Raw genomic sequence first — 17304 nt, 5'->3', positions numbered from 1 at the left:
AACTCCAAATTGCTTTTTTATTATTCAATCGATTTGGAAATGTCGACGCCTGGTACGCTGGCTCGCCGGTTACAGCGACCGTGCAACGACCTCGCGCTGAATCTCGTTGGAACCGCCGTAGATGCGCGCCACCCGGGCATCGGCCCACATGCGGCCAATCGGGTATTCGTTCATGTAGCCGTAGCCGCCGAACAGCTGCAGACAGCGGTCGAGCACCTCGCCCTGGCGTTCCGTCAGCCAGAACTTGCCCATCGAGGCCAGCGTGGTATCGAGGGTGCCGTCGATCCAGCGCTGGATGATCAGGTCGACAAAGGTCCGTGACGCGAGCACGGTTGCTTTCACATCGGCCAACACGAAGCGGCTGTTCTGGAATTCGATCACCGGTTTGCCGAACGCCTTGCGCTCCTTGGTGTACTCCACGGTCAGGCGCAGCGCGCGCTCCATCACCGCTACGGCGCCGACACCGATTTGCGCCCGCTCGTACGGCAGCTGGCTCATCAGGGTGTAGAACCCCTGCCCCTCCACTTCACCGAGCAGGCAGTCAGCCGGCACTTGGACGTCGTCGAAGAACATTTCCGAGGTGTCCTGGGCGTGCATGCCGACTTTGCTCAGCAGTTTGCCGCGACGGAAACCCGGGGTATTGGTATCGACCATGAACAGCGAAACGCCTTTGGCGCCCTGGCTGATGTCGGTCTTGGCGATCACCAGCACCATGTCACTGGTCTGGCCGTTACTGATGAAGGTCTTGGCGCCGTTGATCACGTACTTGTCGCCCTGCTTCACCGCACGGGTACGCACCGATTGCAGGTCGGAACCGGCACCGGGTTCGGTCATGGCGATGGCACAGATGATTTCGCCGGAACCGATTTTCGGCAGCCAATGCTTCTTCTGCGCTTCGGTGCCGGACTCAAGGATGTAGTGCGCGACGATATGGCTCAGGCCCAGTCCCAGGCCGCTGCCATTGGCGTTCATGGCGTTGATCACGCACACGTAGTGGCCGATGCTGCCACCGGCGCCGCCGTACTCTTCTGATACATCAGGCAGGATCAAGCCCAGCTCGCCAGCCTTGAGCCAGGCAGAGCGATCGGCATAGTGCTGCTCACGCCATTTCAGCTCATTGGGCTCCATGTATTCCTTGGCGAAGCGCAGGACCATGTCATTGAACGGTTGCAGGTCTTCGGTCATCCAGGGTGAGCGATAGTTTTCCAACATTAAAGATTCCTCGGGTTCTGGGGCCTGTCGACCGACGAGGGTCAACAGGCGCGACAACGCATTGGCCCTGCGTTTCAGGGCAGAAACCGCAACGACCTTAGAAGTTGGAACCTGGACCGCCGCCGCAATAGATGACCTGGCCGGAACAGAAGTTGGATTCCGGCAGGCAGAACATCACCACCGCACCCGCGGCTTCTTCTGGCTTGCCCACACGGCCCAACGGGATGGTGGCAGCGACACCATCAAGGCGTGCCTGTTGCACGCCGACCTTGATTTCGCGACCTTCGATGTTCACGGTCTTGCTGTCATCACCGGCCAGGGCCTGGGTCAAGCGAGTGTCGATCAGGCCGAAAGCCACGGCGTTGACGTTGACCTTCAGACGGCCCCACTCCTTGGACAGGGTCTTGGTCAGGCCCAGGATCCCCGACTTGCCCGAGGAATAGTTGGACTGGCCGACGTTGCCGCCAGCGGCGCCGGAGGAAATGTTCACCACTTTGCGCAGTACTTCGCGGCCTTCTGCGGCCTCTTTCTTGGCCAGGGCACTGATCACGGGTTGCGCGGCACGCAGGATGCGGAATGGCGCGGTCAGGTGGCAGTCGATGACCGCGTACCATTGCTCGTCGCTCATCTTCTGGATCACGTTGTCCCAGGTGAAACCGGCGTTGTTGATGATGATGTCGATCGCGCCATAGTTCTTGACGGCGGTCTGCACGAAACGATCGGCAAAATCAGCGGCGGTCACGCTACCGACGCAAGCCACGGCTTCACCGCCGGCGGCACGGATTTCGCTAACCACGGCCTCAGCCGGCTCGGCGTCCAGGTCGTTGACCACGATCTTGGCGCCGTAGGCTGCCAGCTGCAGGGCGACTTCACGACCGATGCCACGACCGGAACCGGTCACCAGAGCTACTTTGCCTTCAAGCTTTTTCATTGTTGTTTTTCCTGTGAAATAAAGGTTTTGGGGTTAGGCCAGGGCCACGACGGCTTCGCCAACCAGCTTTTCTTCGCCGTACTGGTTGGCGCAACGAATCGCCAGGCGCACGCGTTTCTCACCGTTTTCTTCGAACTTTTCGGTGATGGTTCCGGTACAGGTCGGGATATGCCCCAGTTGGGTGATGCCGGTAAAACGGATCGACAGGCTGCGCACTTGTTGCTGCGGCACCCATTGGGTCAACAGGCGACCGAGGTAGGCGGCGGACAACATGCCGTGGGCAAACACGTCGGGCATGCGCGACTTGCGAGCGAAATCGATGTCGATGTGGATCGGGTTGTGGTCGCCCGAAGCGCCGCAGTACAGCGCCAGGGTGGTGCGGTTGACCGGTTGCAGCTTCAACAACGGGATCTCATCGCCGACCTGGATATCGGAGAACTGCGCGTGGGTGGTGTTGGAGAGCGTCATCGAGATTTCCTCAGCGCTGTACGAGGGACGAGCGGACATCGGCGATGTGCACGCCGTCCTGGTTGGTCACACGCGATTCCATGACCACGAATTGCAGGGCCCCGCCCTTTTTCTCGTAGACATCGGTGATGGCGGCATCGAACGTCAGCACGTCACCGGCGTAGGCCATGGCGTGATAGACGAAGGATTGTTCGGCGTGCAGGATCCGGCCGAGGTCGAAATCGACCAGTTTCAGGAACGTGGTCAAGTCACGACCTTCACCTTCCAGGCATTTGAGAAACGTCGGTGGCACCGGCAGGGTTTTGTGGCCAGCGGCAACAGCAGCCGCTTCGTTGGTGTAGACCGGGTCGGTCTCGCCGATTGCCTTGGCGAAGAAGCGCAAACGGCCCTTCTCCACATCGACGCTGAATTTATCGAGCTTGTGCCCGATCAGACTCTTGTCTGCCATTTGCCTCACTCCTCTTGTTGTTATGCGTGCCGGTCCAGGCACGCGCTTGGAAAGACTCAGTTGCGCCCGTACATCGTGACTACGCAGGCGCCGCCCAGGCCGAGGTTGTGTTGCAGGGCGATGTTCAGGCCTTCGACCTGGCGCTTGTCGGCGGTGCCGCGCAGTTGCTGGGTCAGCTCGTAGCACTGCGCCAGACCGGTGGCGCCCAATGGGTGGCCCTTGGAAAGCAGGCCGCCGGACGGATTGGTCACCACCTGACCGCCGTAGGTGTTGTCACCATCGAGTACGAACTGCTCGCCACCGCCGACACCGCACAAGCCCAGGCCTTCGTAGGTGAGCAATTCGTTGTGGGCGAAGCAGTCGTGCAGTTCTACCGCGCGAACGTCCTGCGGACCGACGCCCGCCTGCTCGTAGACCAATTGCGCGGCGCGCTGGGTCATGTGGAAACCGGCGTAGGCAATCATCGACGGCGGATCGAACGACTCGACCGGGTCGGTGACCATCGATTGGGCAAGAATCACCACGTCACTGCGCAGGCCATGCTTCTTGGCGAAGGCTGGCGAACAGATAATTGCAGCCGCCGCACCGCAAGTCGGCGGGCAGGCCATCAGGCGAGTCATCACACCCGGCCACAGCACCTGGTCGTTCATCACGTCCTCGGTGGTCAGGACGTTCTTGAACAGTGCCAGTGGGTTGTTCGCAGCGTGGCGGCTGGCCTTGGCGCGGATGGCGGCGAAGGTTTCCATGCGGGTGCCGTACTTCTGCATGTGTTCGCGACCAGCACCGCCGAAGGTTTTCAGCGCGCGCGGCAGGTCGACGTCGCGGGTCAGGCCTTCCATCACGTGAACCACACTGGCGCGGGTCTGCGGACGGTCATCCCAATGCGACTTGAGGGCGCCGGCCTGCATCTGCTCGAAACCCAGCGCCAGCACACACTCGGCCTGGCCGCTCTGCACCGCGGCGCGGGCCAGGTACAAGGCGGTGGAACCGGTGGAGCAATTGTTATTGACGTTGACGATCGGGATGCCCGTGCGGCCGACTTCGTAGAGGGCGGTCTGCCCGCAAGTGGAGTCGCCGTAGACATAGCCGGTGAACGCCATTTGCACCTTGTCGTAGCCGATGCCGGCGTCCTTCAGTGCAAGGCGTACAGCTTCGGCGCCCATGTCGGTGTAACTGGGGCTTTTGCCCGGCTTGGAGAAGGGAATCATCCCGACCCCGGCGACGACGACTTTTTCACTCATGGATGAATTTCCTTAGGCATACACGTTCGGTTGTCGTACCTGCCGGCCGGCGGGTTCTTGTGGGATTCATCCTAGGTTTGCCCATCGGCACGCTTCGACCGTCGAAGGGATGAAGTTGCGGAGGTAGTGGGAGGCGTTCCAAGGAACGATTGGAGGGAGTAATGCCGAGGTAGTCAGGCGGGGTCAGCCACAAATCCTTGTGGGATCGAGCAAGCTCGCCCCCACAGAAAAGCAAAGGCAAACAGGTGTACTCCCCCACGGCATCCTTTCGAACGATCCCGCACCTACTCCGCAGCATCATCCCTTCGGCGCTCGCTGAAAATCTTCACCACGCCCAGCATTGCAAGAGTCCCTGTCCCCTGACCTACCGAGGATTGAAATGAGCGAATACAGACCCGCGTGGCTAACTGAAGACCTGGCGATCTTCCAGGAATCGGTTCGCCGTTTTGCCGCCGAAGAATTGGTACCCCACGAGGAACGCTGGGCGCAGCAGAAGCATGTCGACCGAGAGACGTGGCTGAAGGCTGGCGCAATGGGCTTGCTGTGCCCCGCCATTCCTGAAGAGTACGGCGGCAGCGGCGGCAGCCACGCCCATAACGCAATCATTGGCTATGAGCTGGCCCGCGCGATCGCGACCAGCCTGGGCACCAATGTGCACAGCGCGATCTGTGCTCACTACATCCTGCGTTATGCCTCTGAAGAGCAGAAACTGCGTTGGCTGCCTAAGATGGCCACAGGCGAAATGGTTGCCGCCATCGCCATGACCGAACCGGGCGCAGGCACCGACCTGCAGAGCGTCAAGACCAAGGCCATCCGTGACGGTGATCAATACGTGATCAACGGTTCCAAGACCTTCATCACCAACGGATCCCAAGCCGACCTGGTACTGCTGGTGTGCAAGACCGATCCGAGCCTGGGTGCCAAGGGCATGTCGATCATCGTGCTGGAGGTCAACGATCTTCCGGGCTTCCGGCGTGGTCGGATCCTCGACAAGATCGGCCAGAAAGGCCAGGACACCTCGGAGTTGTTCTTTGATGACGTGCGCGTGCCGGTGGCCAATTTGCTTGGCCCGGAGGAAGGCAAGGGCTTCGTCCAGCTGATGCAGCAATTGCCCGAAGAGCGCATGTTCATCACCATGAACGCCCTGGGGTCCATGGAGCGCGCGGTCGAAGAGACCATCAAGTACACCAATGACCGCAAGCTGTTCGGCAAGCCATTGCTGGACATGCAGAACACTCGTTTCAAACTGGCGGAAATGCAAACCACCGTGACCATTGCGCGCACATTTGTCTTCGATTGCCTGGACAAAATGGTCAAGCACGAACTCGACCCGACCACTGCCGCCATGGCCAAGTGGTGGTCCTCGACTCAAGCCTGCCAGATCATCGATGAATGCCTGCAGCTGCATGGCGGGTACGGCTACATGATGGAGTATCCGATCGCCCGCCTGTACGTCAACACCCGACCGATGCGCATCTATGGCGGCTCCAACGAAGTCATGAAAGAGCTGATTGCCCGCACCCTGTAACTATCCCCAATCCCTGTGGGAGCGGGCTTGCCCGCGATGACGGAATCGCTTTCGACATTACTGTTGACTGACACACCGCTATCGCGAGCAAGCTCGCTCCCACAGGTTTTTTTTGCGCCTGTGAAAACGAGCACATGCCCATGAACTCAATCCCCGAACCCTTTGCAGCGGCCACCCACGAGGACCGGCCACCCGCCGGCTTCCTGCCAATGGGCCGCGTCGGTTTCGTCGTACATTGCACCGGCCTGTATGTCCACGAAGAACGCTCGGTGCTGGCCGCACGCATCCGCCCCGAGCACCTCAACCCGCTGGGCATTGCCCACGGCGGTTTCCTCGCTACCCTGGCAGACACGGCATTCGGCCGGGCACTGAGACTGGCCACGGCCAGCGAACTGCCGCCAGCGACCATCAACCTGAGCATGGACTACTTGAGCCCGGCCAATCTAGGCGCTTGGGTCGAGGCCCACGTTCAGGTGCATCGGGTCGGCCGCTCGTTGTCTCACGCCAGCCTGGACCTGCTCGATGGCGAGCGTCTGGTCGCCCGGGGCAAGGCGACGTTTATCGCCAACACCCCAAGCCTGCACGGCAAGCGCCGCCAGGACTGATCAAGGCTGCGGGTTGCCAGGGAGTTGCAGTTCCAGGTCGCGGACTTTGGCGATGGCCTCGTCACGCCCGGTGACGCCCAGCTTGTAGAAGATGTTCTTCATGTGCCATTTCACCGTTTCCGGTGACAGGTTCAGTACCCGGGCGATCTTTTTGTTCGGCAGTGCCTGGGCTACCAGGCTGAGCACATCCAGTTCGCGAACGCTGAGTACGTTTGCGGTGCCTGCTGCAGGGGCCTGCTGGTCGTTGCCGTCGCTGGCGCAGGCAATGTCGAGCAGGCGTTGTGCGTAAAACGTCAGCACCGGATCCAGGACCTTTTCGGCCATCAACGCTTCAAGCATCGATGGCACTCCTGGCCATGCATCCAGCAAGCTGCGAACCAGTCCAAGTCGATGTCCCTGGCGCAACGCCTCGATAAGCTGCTCGCGGGCCTCGGTTGGCCGTCCCCTGCCCTGTTCGATCACGGCCATCTGCACGCGCATGGCCACGACCCGACGCCAACGGCGGTTGCTCTGTGAGACATCGATAAGGTCCGGCAAGCGCTCAGCCGCCGACGAGAAGTCTGCGCGGTGCAGGTGCCGCTCAATCTCGGCCCGACGGGCGATGATCCGCACTTCCAGTGGTGTGCCTGATTGCAGCTCACTCTGATGCTGCGCCGTTTGCAGGATCCGCTGCAGTGCACTTTCAGCGCCGGGCTCATCCGCCGTCAGTTGCAACCAACGCATGCGCACCAGCAACGCACAGACCAGCAAGCGGTCCAGGTCATAACGGCTGGCGTATTGTTCCAGGCGATCGAGCCAGCTCAGTGCTTCGGTCTGTCGCCCGGCCAGCCAGTGCGCCATGGCCAGCGTCTGCATGCACTGCAACACCGTGTCGGGGATCGCCACCTGTTCCAGCAGCTTCATCCGCCGCTCAAGTAACAGGCAGGCAGCGTCGAAATCGCCTTGTTCATACAATGCGGTGCCGAGCAAACCTGCGGCCATGGTGCTGACCACGAGGTAAGCCACCCCGTGCTTCTCAGCTTCTTCCAGCACTTCACGGTAAAGATGCTCGGCCTGGGTCGCGCGGCCTTCGAGGGCCAGGCTCATGCCGCTCATGCATCGCCCCAGCAGGCTGCGGCGCGGCGACCCAAGGCGCTCGCCACCCTCGAGAATCTCGCGGGCCTTCTCGAACTCGCCCTGGTACATGTACAGCCAGGCCAGGGTGTTACTGCGTCCGGACCAGGCAAAATCGTCGGCATTGGCAGGGATTGCCAACAGTTCGGGCAAGATCGCCAGCATCGCGCTCGTGTCGTCCTGATGGATCGCCTGACTGCCCTTGAGCACGGTCAGTGCGTGACGCTGCCTGTGGTCGAGTTTTGCGTGATGGTCTTGCAGATGCTCCAGGGTCTGGTCCAGTGCCTGGAAATTGCGCGAGTACAGTTGCAGGTGAGCCATGACGATCTGCAGCCCGAAACGCTCGGCGGTCTGCTCCGGCGGCAAGCCCTTGAGCAATCCGGAGATCTGGCTGAGGTTGCCTTTGGCGAGCAGGTCATAGGCGCAGGCTTCAACGATATCCGCTGCGGCCTCGGAGTCACCCGCGCGCACCGCGTGGCGTACCGCTTCATCAAGGTGTTCATGCTCGGTGAACCAGCCTCGTGCGACGGCATGCAGGACCTGTTCCTGCTGCGGTCGCGCCGCCAGTCGCGCACGCAATACGCTGCCCAGCAGCGGGTGCAGGCGATACCAGGTTTCGCGGTCGTGGCTCTTGACCTGGGTGATGAACAGATTGTCGGCATCGAGACGTGCCAGCTGGATCATCATGCCGGCGATGGCGTGCGGCTGGCCGAGCAGCGTCGCGCACAACGAGGCGCAGAAACGTTCACAGATCGAGACGCAGGTGAGCAGGCGCAAATCTTCAGGCTCAAGGCGCACCAGCACTTCACGTTCGAAATAGTCGGCAAACCCGACCGCATCGCGAATCTGTACCCGGTCAAAGCGCGTCATCTGTTTGGCTTTCAGATCAACCGCAAACAGCTGTAGACCAGCGACCCAGCCATCGGTCAGTTCATGCAGCGTCGCGGCATCACGGGCGTCGATAGCGCCCAGGTGCTCCTGGAGGAAGCGTTCTGATTCGGCGCGTGTGAAGCGCAGGTCGCGCAGATCGAATTCACTGACCTGGTCTTTTGCCCGCAAGCGTGCCAGCGGAAACGGCAAGGCGATCCGTGTGCCGAACACCAGGTGCAGGTTGGGGGGGGCGTAGTCGATCAACCATTGCAACGCCTGGATAATTCGCGGCGCCTGCAAGTGCTGCATGTCATCGAGCATCAGCAGCACTTCACGCGAGTGCTGGGCGATGCCTTGAACCAGGGTGATGACCCAGTGTTCCACGGCCATTTGCTGATTGTCGCGACCGAGCAACACACCTGCGTCGCGAACCTGCTCGGGCACCACTTCAGCCAGGCTGGCTTGCAGGCAATGGCAGAAGCGCCCGATTTCGTCGTCCTCGGCCGCCAGTGACAGCCAGGCGACCTCGAAATTCATCGCCAGCAGTTCCCGGCGCCAGGCCAGCAAGGTGCTGGTTTTGCCACTGCCGGCCGGCCCCTGGATCACCACGCAGCGCTGTCGCCGAACGTCCTGCAGTCGCGCCATCAACCCCTCGCGAGGCACCAGCCGACGAGCCCCGCGTGGCGGGACGAGCTTGGTGTCGGCAATCGACTGATCGGCGTCGATCGAGGAACGAAGATCGGTGTCTTGGGTAGGAGGTAACGACATTGGAGAACGCTTCCGGAATGGCGAGCCAGGCGACAAACGATGCGGGACAGACGGTGTCACGACTGCATGATATTTCGCAGTGCATTGTAGGGCTTCAGCGCGTTGGCTGCGATCTTTTGATCTGGGGATTGTGGGCTTATCCGTTGGTGGGGTTGTGGCGGGTAATGGTTCCGCCCTTACGGCGGGTCACTTGGAAAAGCCCCAAGTAACCAAGGGCTCTTTCCCCAGGCGTACGGCCCCTCGCTTAGGCTCGGGGTACCTTCGCTACGGTATCCATCCGGGGGCATCGCCTCCGGTTTGCTGCGCTGCACCTCCTCTCGATGTGTGCGGCTTCGCCGCACGGCGCTGCGCGCCTCCCCCCAGATGGATACCTTCGCTCAGCCTGCCGATGGGCGTGTGGATCAAGATCAAAAGCAAGAGCACGGCGACCTGACAGTCGGCCTGAGTGGTAAAAGCGGGCGAGGCGACCTGACAGTCGGCCTGGCTTTTCCTGGTGTACGAGTTTCCCCTGTGGGAGCGAGCTTGCTCGCGATGGGGGCGGCACAGCCAACATTTATGGTCCCTGACACACCGCCATCCAGAGCAAGCCCAGTTCACAGGGGTGCTGGCCGTACGCAAAATTTACGGGCAGCCAGATTCACTGTGTAGCGAACCTGCTAGCAATAAAGTCAGGCGCGCCGCAGTTATCCAGGATCGCAGATCAGGCCTCGGGCAAGCCCTGTGGCCACAGCAGCCGAACGGCATCGCCATCTTCGCGATAGGCATGGCAGGTGCCAATGACCCACGAGCGCACGGCGACGACCTGTTCGGTGCTTGTGGCCCTGCGGCGGGCTGCCTCGGCCCGGTAGGTTGAAAACATCGTCTGCATGGCGGTGGAAGCCATGCGTTCGAGTAGTTCGGTCATGTGCGTGCAACCGTTCACGCCACCGACGATGGCCTTCATTTTCTGTTTGAAACCCGCGGCGATTTTCAACCCGGTCAGCCGCGAATACGCCGCTGCGGCTTCGCCACAAAACTGGCTGGCACCGGTGGCCGTTATCGCTGCGATGTGCTGGATCACTAGATCGGCATCAAGGGTCATCACCAGGCGCATGTCATGGATCGCGCCACCGCTGGGAACCCGGTGAAACGGCAGGTCGGTGGGCTCGTTGGTCAAGTCCTGCAAGCGCCCTTCGATGTCGAACAGGCCATCGCTGCGTTGGTAGCCCTTACAGGTGATTTCACGGGTATGCAGCAAAGTCCGGGTAGGCGAATCAGGGGGCGTGGTGGTCATCGATGAAATCCTTCTTTGAACTACTCGATACGCTCAAGAGAACACCGCGCCAGGCGCGGCGCTGCAGATCACTCAGTTTTTGCCATAAAGCGTGACGACGCAGGCCCCACCGAGCCCGAGGTTGTGCTGCAACGCGTGTTGCAGGCCGTCGACCTGACGCGCACCGGCCGAGCCGCGCAGTTGGTGGGTCAGCTCATAGCACTGCGCCAATCCCGTGGCACCCAGCGGATGGCCTTTGCACAACAGGCCGCCGGACGGGTTGGTCACGACCCGGCCGCCGTAGGTGTTGTCGCCATCGAGGACGAATTTTTCCGCTTCGCCGACCGGGCACAGGCCAAGGGCTTCATAGGTCAGCAATTCGTTGTGGGCGAAGCAGTCGTGCAGCTCCACCACACGAATGTCCTGCGGGTCGACGCCAGCTTTCTCGTACACCGCACCGGCGGCGCGTTCGGCCATGTGCGCGCCGACGAAACCGATCATGGTTTTCGGTTCGAACGACTCCACGGGATCTGTCACCAGTGACTGGGCGAGGATCGCCACGTCGGTGCGCAGACCATGTTTTTTGGCAAACGCCGGCGAGCAAATGATCGCCGCTGCTGCGCCGCAAGTCGGCGGGCACGCCATCATGCGGGTCATCACGCCGTCCCACATCAACTGGTCGTTCATCACCTCTTCAGTGCTGACGATTTTCTTGAACAAGGCCAGCGGGTTGTTGGCCGCGTGACGGCTGGCCTTGGCGCGGATCGCGGCGAAGGTGCTCATCTGCGTGCCGTACTTGCGCATGTGCTCGCGGCCGGCACCGCCGAAGGTGATCAGGTTGCGCGGGATGTCGCCGGCGTCGCCACACAGCTCATCCTGAATCGGCAAGTAATCGCCACGGGGCAATGGTCGATCATCGAAGTTGGAACGGGTCGGGCCTGGGCGCATCTGTTCGAAACCGACGGCCAGCGCGCATTCGACCTGCCCGCTTTCTACTGCAGCACGCGCCAGGAACAAAGCGCTGGAGCCGGTGGCGCAGGCGTTATTGACGTTGAACACCGGAATCCCGGTGCGCCCGACCCGATACAGCACGGCCTGGCCGCAGGTGGTGTCGCCGTAGACGTAACCGGCGAATGCCATCTGCACCTTGTCATAGCTCAGGCCGGCGTCGGCCAGCGCCTGGCGCACCGCTTGGGCGCCCATGTCGATGTAGCTTGGGCTCGCGCCTGGCTTGGTGAAAGGGATCATGCCGACCCCGGCTACTAATGCGTTCTGACTCATGGCTAGGTCCTTACTGGTTTGAGGAGTGTCACAGTGCTTGCGCGATGATTTCGTGCATGGCCTTGCCGGTTACCCCGTGATCAAGCGTGGCGTAGGCAATGGAATGAGTGCGTAAACGGCCTTGGGCGGCGCGCAATCGCGAGAGTTCGTCAGCGCATTTGCGCAGGGCTTTACTGGCGTACAGATTGGCGATTGCCGCGTGTTCGGCGCTCAACGGGTGGCGCATGCGCCGGTCCAGGTAGTGATCGACCAGTACGCGCAACGCGACGGCGCGAGCCTTGATGTCGGCGATTTTTTTGCGGGTGTGCGCCAGCTCCCACGAACAATGGCCGCTGGCATCGGGTTGCCGCAGATGAATCAAGGTCAGGTCCAGCAGGTGTTCGAGGCGACTCGCGGCAGAAATCGCTGCCAACAGGCGCTCCTCGTCGCCTGCCCGGTTCAGGTAGTGAAGGCCCCTGCCCGCTTCACCCAGCAGATTGCTCACCGGCACACGTACGTTGTCGAAGGACAATTGAGCGGCACTCGGTTGCAGACTACTTTGCGGGCTGCGGCTGCGTTGCACGCCAGGGCGGTCGGTTTCGACGATGATCAGGCTGATGCCCGTCTCGCCGTCAGTGTCTTCGGTGCGGCAAGCGAGCAGGACCAGGTTGCCGGTCATGCCATTGCCGACCGCGCTTTTACTGCCGTTGATCAGGTAACCGTCGCCGTCGCGCACGGCCTGGGTTTGGATTCTTTTGAGCCCGCCACCAGGTTCGTCGACCGCCAGGGCCAGGACCACCCCGCCGCTGCAGATGCCCGGTAGCCAGCGACGCTTCTGCTCATCGGTAGCCAACTGGGCAATGCACGGTGCGATGATGTCCGAGTGCAACGATAACGCCCGGTCGCAGACCCCGACCCGGGCAAATTCTTCACGCAGCACCGCAGCGTGGCCAAAGTCACCTCCGCCACCGAATTGCGCCGGTAGCGTTACACACAACAACCCTTCACGGCCGGCCTTCAACCAGACCCACCGTTCCACATCTGCGGCATGTTCCCGACCATTGAGCTGAGGCAGGTGTTCGCGCTCGAGAAAGCGTCGCACGGCGCTGCGAAACATTTCATGGTCTTCACGGTAGAGAGTGCGCTCAACGTCCATCCGGAACCTTTGGCCATCGCCCGATTGCATAGGGAAAACGGGATAGCCCGCTCCAATTTGTCGAGGCAATCGTTGCATGGGACCGGGTGGATCGAGAGCCACCCTCACAGGGGGGGCGGGTTTGCAAGACACGGTGCGCGCACCATAATCGGCCGAGCTCATTGCATGACGCTGCGGCTCAACGGTGCGCCTTGAGGGTTGCGTTAGACCATAGTCTCGGGCAAAGGCCAAACGTGGCACTATGGTCGGATTTACAAGAATAAAAAGGTCACGTTGCCATGCGCTAGCGTAAGGCGAGTGGTCCGTAGGGAGGTACTTTCAATGCCAGTTCACTGGGACTACTCAACGGTCGGATCTGCCGGCCCTGGTCTCTCTGCCACCTCGGGTGAGCCGTCAGCCTCAAGAAGTGGCTCCATCAAGTTCGCCAGTCCGAAGTCGGCCGACAGCCACTTGTCGCGTTCGCGCCTGCTAGAGCAAATGGCCAACGCCGATGCGGCCCGCCTGGTCCTGATTCGCGCCGCCGCCGGCTTCGGTAAAACCACGCTCATGCAGCAATACCGCGAGCATTGCCTGACCCGCGGCAAGCAAGTGCTGTGGATCAACCTGGAACCCGCCGATAACGACCTGCAACGGTTCATCAACCTGTTGGACAAGGGCATCGGCGGCCTACTGCCCATGGCTGGCGAGCAGACGCTGCGCAACGATCCACCCAGCGCCGAGGAAATGCTTGAACAACTGGTCAGCAGCGTTTCGCCATTTGCGATCCTGCTCGATGAAGTCGAAGTCATCCAGAATCCCGAGGTGCTCGATTTTCTCCAGCAATTGGTAGAACAACTGCCTTCGGGCAGCGTTGTGGTGATGGCCTCGCGTTCCACTCCGGGTATCGGTCTGGGGCGTATTCGGGCTCGTGGGCAATTGCTGGAAATCCGCCCAGGCGACCTGCGTTTCACCCCTGAAGAAGCCATGGAATTCATTCGCGGCAAGCGGCAAATCCCGCTGCATGACGACGAACTGGCCACGCTGTACCGACGCACCGAGGGCTGGATCGCCGGGCTCTACCTGGCCAGTCTGTCGCTCAAGGACCGGGACGATCACAGCGCCTTTATTGCTTCTTTTTCCGGTTCCAATCTGGAACTGGCCGAATACCTCACCGAAGACATCCTGGCGCGACAAACCGAGGACTGCCGGGTGTTTCTGATGCAAACCAGCATCCTCGAGCAGTTTTGCGTGCCGCTTTGCGAAACGGTGACTGGGCGCAAGGACAGCCGCGCGATGATTGATCACCTCGACCGCACCAACCTGTTCCTGGTGCCGGTCGACAGCCAGCAACAGTGGTTTCGTTATCACCACCTGTTTGCCAGCTTCTTGCGCCACGCCCTGGATCGCCTTTACCCCGGCATGGCGCAAACGCTCCATGAAACCGCCGCACAATGGTTTTTCGACGCTGGGCAACCGATCCCCGGAGTCGAGCACCTGTTCAGCGCCGGGCTTCTCGATGAAGCCGCCGAAGGACTCAATCGCCACCTCGATACCCTGATCGACAGTGGCCGCACGCGCTTGCTGCTGCGTTGGCTGGACCGAATCCCAGAGGCCACTCGCGACCGCTATCCGTCGCTCAATCAAGCCTACGCGTGGCTGCTGGCGAGCACGACCCGCCTCAAGGACGCGATGCAGGTGGCCGAACGTCTGGAGCAACAGTCGGGACCCGACTATGCCTATGTTCCCCAGGTCGTTCAATGCCTGCGCCTTGGGGTGACCGATCAGGCCGAAGACTGTTGCCGCAGGGGCGTCGAATTGCTCGCGCGCATGCCTGCCGACGAAGTGAATTTGTACATAGTGCTGGCCAACTCGGTCGCGATGAACATGGTTGCCAGCGGTCGCTACGATGAGGCGCGTAACCTGTTGTCCAGCGCGTTGCAACGCGACTCACGGGTTCATTCGAGTTTTCTGCGCCACATCTTCCGCGTCAACGAGAGCACCCTGGACTTGATCCAGGGCCGCTTGAGCAGTGCCCTCGTGCGTATGCAAAGCACGCCGGAGCGCCCGCAAACCAACGGCCAACGCAAACCGCACGAAGCCAAGCTGTCGATGGATATCCTGCATGGCTTGCTGTTGTACGAAAACGGCAACTTTGAACAGGCGCAAAGTCATCTCTCACGCTGCCTGTTTTTTGCCAAGCAAGTCAGTTCCCCCGAGAACCAGATCGTCACTCACGTACTGACTGCGCGCATCGCTTACAGCCAGGGCGACCGCACCACCTGGACCCGATGCCTGGTGGAACTCGAACAGATTGGCCGCCAGGTTGGCTCGCGGCGTGTCGAGTGCTCGGCATGGCTGGAGCGAGTCCGCGTAGCGCTGCTCGAGCAGCGCCTGGACACTGCGACGCAAGCCCTGCATTCGGCGGACCTGGCCGGCGATTGGGACCGCCCCGACTTCATCCGGCTCGCCAACGACGTAGATACCCCCAGCATCGCGCGACAACGCTTGCGGATTTTCCAGGGTGAAGGCGCGGCGGCAGCCAAGGCCTTGCGCACGGCAATCGAGCAGGCGCGGCACTGGCAACATCACCGCCGTGAACTGAAGCTGCAAATACTTCTGGCATTGGCATTGGACAGCATTCAGCAGCCGCAAGAGGCCTTTCAGGCACTCAACGAAGCACTGCGCCTGGCCAGCCAGGACGGCTTCCTGGCCACGTTCATTGAAGAAGGCGAGCGGATGGCCGGCCTCCTGCAACGCTGGGCCACGACCGGCAAGGCACGCTGTAAAGAGCTGGGGATCGAGTGCAGATTCGTCGACACGCTGATGCAACATTTGGGGGTCAGCGACGGCAACATGGAAGATGCCCGTACTGACAACGGTGCCCACGAAGTGCTGACCGTGCGCGAGTATCAGATCCTGCAATTACTAGCTGCCGGGCATCGTAACCGCGAAATCGCCGAGAAAGTGTTCCTCTCCGAGTTCACGGTCAAATCCCACCTGCAAAAGATCTACGCGAAACTGGAGACCAACGGACGCACCGAAACCCTGGCCATTGCCCGCTCGCGGGGTTGGATTACCTGAAAGCAGCGCTCATCGCGCGATCCCCCCGCGATGAGCTGGCCAGCATGACTACGGCTTCGCGCGTTCCTTCAAGTGACTGGCCGGAATGGCTACCAGCAACACCACTGCGCCCAGCACCAACACACCGGCGATCACATCGAATGCCAGGTACAAGTCCCCGGTTGCCGATTTGATCGCACCCACTACGACCTGGCTGATGACCCCGGCCATACCACCGATGCAACTGATCACCGCGATGCCCACCGCCGCTGCCGAGGGGGACAGCAAGGCTGGCGGAATGCTCCAGAACAGCGAGAGCGCGGACATTGCGGCGGCGGCCCCGATGCTCATGAACACCACGGATAACAGCAGATGGTCCTGAACCGGCCCCAGCAGCAAGAAGCAGGTGGCGCTGAGCAAAAGGGTCAGGCTCACATGCCAGCGCCTTTCCAGGCGTTTGTCTGAACTGCGGGCCAGCAAGTACATGCCGATCAAGGCGCACATATACGGCACGCTGGCCAGCAGGCCGATGGTTTTAAGGTCATGCACGCCAAATCCGCGAATCAATGTCGGCATCCAGTAAGACACCGTATTGGAACCGCTGTAGATGCAAAAAAACACCAGGCCGGCCACGTACACCCGGGGATTACGCAGCACTTGGGCCAGGGTTGCATGGGCTGTGTCCGCCGGGCGCCCCTGTGCCAGGCCGGCTGCCAGCAGGCTTTTTTCCTGCGCGGTGAGCCAGCGCGCATCGTCCGGTTTGTCCACCAGCCAGAACCAGCCGAACAGCCCCAGCAGTATGGCCGGGATGCCTTCCAGTACAAACAGCACCTGCCAGTCGCGCAGCCCCAGCCAGCCATGGAAGTGACTCATGATGGTCCCGGCGAGTGGCCCGCTGATGATGCCGGCGACCATGGCTGACATCAGGAACACAGCGGTGATGCGTGCACGCAGGGCGGCTGGAAACCAGTACGTCAGGTACAGGATGACGCCAGGGAAAAAACCGGCCTCGGCCACGCCGAGCAGGAACCGCGCGACAATCAACTGATTCGCCGTGGTAACAAACGCCGTGGCCACCGTGACCAGGCCCCACAGCACCATGATGCGAGTCAGCGTGGCGCGAGCGCCTATGCGTTGCAGATAGATATTGCTGGGGACTTCGAACAGGATGTAACCCAGGTAAAAAATGCCGGCACCAATGCCATAGGCAGCATCCGTCAGCCCGATGTCTTCGGCCATGCGCAACTTGGCGAAAGACACGTTCAGCCGGTCGATGGTGTTGATGGCATAGGCCAGCACCAGGTAAGGCAACAAGCGCAGGATGACCTTGCGATAAACCGCGCGGGTTTGTTCGACGGACGCCGGCAGGTAGTGCTCAGCAGCATGACTCATGCGGCTCTCCTTTCTTATGGG

The 17304-nt window shown here is 61.3% G+C and carries 13 protein-coding genes; 3 read left to right on the top strand and 10 right to left on the bottom strand.

Going from position 1 to position 17304, the window contains the following annotated elements; genetic code table 11:
• Positions 1 to 69: 69 nt before the first annotated feature.
• The 5 genes from ACM6IP_RS05485 to ACM6IP_RS05465 all read right to left on the bottom strand — a co-directional run bounded on the left by ACM6IP_RS05485 (position 70) and on the right by ACM6IP_RS05465 (position 4300).
• Positions 70 to 1212 (bottom strand): acyl-CoA dehydrogenase family protein, encoded by a 1143-nt coding sequence (locus ACM6IP_RS05485; RefSeq protein ID WP_414861117.1) that lies wholly within the window; start codon positions 1210 to 1212, stop codon positions 70 to 72.
• A 97-nt stretch (positions 1213 to 1309) separates the two neighbouring features.
• Positions 1310 to 2143: an SDR family NAD(P)-dependent oxidoreductase gene (locus ACM6IP_RS05480; protein ID WP_095170072.1), complete on the bottom strand. Its 834-nt coding sequence runs from the start codon at positions 2141 to 2143 to the stop codon at positions 1310 to 1312.
• Positions 2144 to 2176: 33 nt separating this feature from the next.
• Positions 2177 to 2611 (bottom strand): MaoC family dehydratase, encoded by a 435-nt coding sequence (locus tag ACM6IP_RS05475; RefSeq protein WP_414861116.1) that lies wholly within the window; start codon positions 2609 to 2611, stop codon positions 2177 to 2179.
• A gap of 10 nt (positions 2612 to 2621) precedes the next feature.
• Positions 2622 to 3059: a MaoC family dehydratase N-terminal domain-containing protein gene (locus ACM6IP_RS05470; RefSeq protein ID WP_095170070.1), complete on the bottom strand. Its 438-nt coding sequence runs from the start codon at positions 3057 to 3059 to the stop codon at positions 2622 to 2624.
• Between the two features lie 56 nt (positions 3060 to 3115).
• Positions 3116 to 4300: a lipid-transfer protein gene (locus ACM6IP_RS05465; RefSeq protein WP_095170069.1), complete on the bottom strand. Its 1185-nt coding sequence runs from the start codon at positions 4298 to 4300 to the stop codon at positions 3116 to 3118.
• A 379-nt stretch (positions 4301 to 4679) separates the two neighbouring features.
• Here ACM6IP_RS05465 and ACM6IP_RS05460 point away from each other — a divergent pair, with 379 nt between their 5' ends.
• Complete coding sequence (locus ACM6IP_RS05460; RefSeq protein WP_095170068.1) at positions 4680 to 5828, top strand: acyl-CoA dehydrogenase family protein; 1149 nt, start codon at positions 4680 to 4682, stop codon at positions 5826 to 5828.
• Positions 5829 to 5968: 140 nt separating this feature from the next.
• Entirely contained in the window at positions 5969 to 6433 is a 465-nt protein-coding gene (locus tag ACM6IP_RS05455) for a PaaI family thioesterase (RefSeq protein ID WP_414861115.1), read from the top strand.
• On the opposite strand, the gene ACM6IP_RS05450 is transcribed toward ACM6IP_RS05455, so the two are convergent.
• The 4 genes from ACM6IP_RS05450 to ACM6IP_RS05435 form a co-directional block, all read right to left on the bottom strand.
• Positions 6434 to 9184: a LuxR C-terminal-related transcriptional regulator gene (locus tag ACM6IP_RS05450; RefSeq protein WP_414861114.1), complete on the bottom strand. Its 2751-nt coding sequence runs from the start codon at positions 9182 to 9184 to the stop codon at positions 6434 to 6436.
• Positions 9185 to 9884: 700 nt separating this feature from the next.
• The gene (locus ACM6IP_RS05445) at positions 9885 to 10457 is read right to left on the bottom strand and encodes a DUF2889 domain-containing protein (protein ID WP_401129874.1); all 573 of its coding nucleotides are present in this window, start codon (positions 10455 to 10457) and stop codon (positions 9885 to 9887) included.
• 72 nt (positions 10458 to 10529) lie between these two features.
• Positions 10530 to 11717 (bottom strand): lipid-transfer protein, encoded by a 1188-nt coding sequence (locus ACM6IP_RS05440; RefSeq protein ID WP_414861113.1) that lies wholly within the window; start codon positions 11715 to 11717, stop codon positions 10530 to 10532.
• Positions 11718 to 11745: 28 nt separating this feature from the next.
• Positions 11746 to 12852 carry an acyl-CoA dehydrogenase family protein gene (locus tag ACM6IP_RS05435; RefSeq protein WP_414861112.1) on the bottom strand — a complete coding sequence of 369 codons (1107 nt, stop codon included), beginning with the start codon at positions 12850 to 12852 and terminating at the stop codon, positions 11746 to 11748.
• Between the two features lie 321 nt (positions 12853 to 13173).
• On the opposite strand from ACM6IP_RS05435, the gene ACM6IP_RS05430 reads away from it, so the two are divergent.
• Positions 13174 to 15912, top strand: a complete 2739-nt coding sequence (locus ACM6IP_RS05430) for a LuxR C-terminal-related transcriptional regulator (RefSeq protein ID WP_414861111.1) — start codon at positions 13174 to 13176, stop codon at positions 15910 to 15912.
• A 48-nt stretch (positions 15913 to 15960) separates the two neighbouring features.
• Here the strand turns inward: ACM6IP_RS05430 and ACM6IP_RS05425 are convergent, their stop codons facing one another.
• Complete coding sequence (locus ACM6IP_RS05425) at positions 15961 to 17283, bottom strand: MFS transporter (protein WP_095170060.1); 1323 nt, start codon at positions 17281 to 17283, stop codon at positions 15961 to 15963.
• Positions 17284 to 17304 lie beyond the last annotated feature (21 nt).

This window comes from Pseudomonas sp. IT-P176 (genome assembly GCF_949767245.1).
Taxonomy (GTDB): Bacteria; Pseudomonadota; Gammaproteobacteria; order Pseudomonadales; family Pseudomonadaceae; genus Aquipseudomonas.
This window is presented reverse-complemented; position numbering and strand designations above follow the sequence as displayed.

What these genes read in the sequence shown, in the direction of transcription:
- ACM6IP_RS05465 (WP_095170069.1), bottom strand. Translation starts at nt 4,300, where the DNA reads ATGAGTGAAAAAGTCGTCGTCGCCGGGGTCGGGATGATTCCCTTCTCC.
- ACM6IP_RS05435 (WP_414861112.1), bottom strand. Translation starts at nt 12,852, where the DNA reads ATGGACGTTGAGCGCACTCTCTACCGTGAAGACCATGAAATGTTTCGC.
- ACM6IP_RS05440 (WP_414861113.1), bottom strand. Translation starts at nt 11,717, where the DNA reads ATGAGTCAGAACGCATTAGTAGCCGGGGTCGGCATGATCCCTTTCACC.
- ACM6IP_RS05485 (WP_414861117.1), bottom strand. Translation starts at nt 1,212, where the DNA reads ATGTTGGAAAACTATCGCTCACCCTGGATGACCGAAGACCTGCAACCG.
- ACM6IP_RS05470 (WP_095170070.1), bottom strand. Translation starts at nt 3,059, where the DNA reads ATGGCAGACAAGAGTCTGATCGGGCACAAGCTCGATAAATTCAGCGTC.
- ACM6IP_RS05455 (WP_414861115.1), top strand. Translation starts at nt 5,969, where the DNA reads ATGAACTCAATCCCCGAACCCTTTGCAGCGGCCACCCACGAGGACCGG.
- ACM6IP_RS05430 (WP_414861111.1), top strand. Translation starts at nt 13,174, where the DNA reads ATGCCAGTTCACTGGGACTACTCAACGGTCGGATCTGCCGGCCCTGGT.
- ACM6IP_RS05475 (WP_414861116.1), bottom strand. Translation starts at nt 2,611, where the DNA reads ATGACGCTCTCCAACACCACCCACGCGCAGTTCTCCGATATCCAGGTC.
- ACM6IP_RS05445 (WP_401129874.1), bottom strand. Translation starts at nt 10,457, where the DNA reads ATGACCACCACGCCCCCTGATTCGCCTACCCGGACTTTGCTGCATACC.
- ACM6IP_RS05450 (WP_414861114.1), bottom strand. Translation starts at nt 9,184, where the DNA reads ATGTCGTTACCTCCTACCCAAGACACCGATCTTCGTTCCTCGATCGAC.
- ACM6IP_RS05460 (WP_095170068.1), top strand. Translation starts at nt 4,680, where the DNA reads ATGAGCGAATACAGACCCGCGTGGCTAACTGAAGACCTGGCGATCTTC.
- ACM6IP_RS05425 (WP_095170060.1), bottom strand. Translation starts at nt 17,283, where the DNA reads ATGAGTCATGCTGCTGAGCACTACCTGCCGGCGTCCGTCGAACAAACC.
- ACM6IP_RS05480 (WP_095170072.1), bottom strand. Translation starts at nt 2,143, where the DNA reads ATGAAAAAGCTTGAAGGCAAAGTAGCTCTGGTGACCGGTTCCGGTCGT.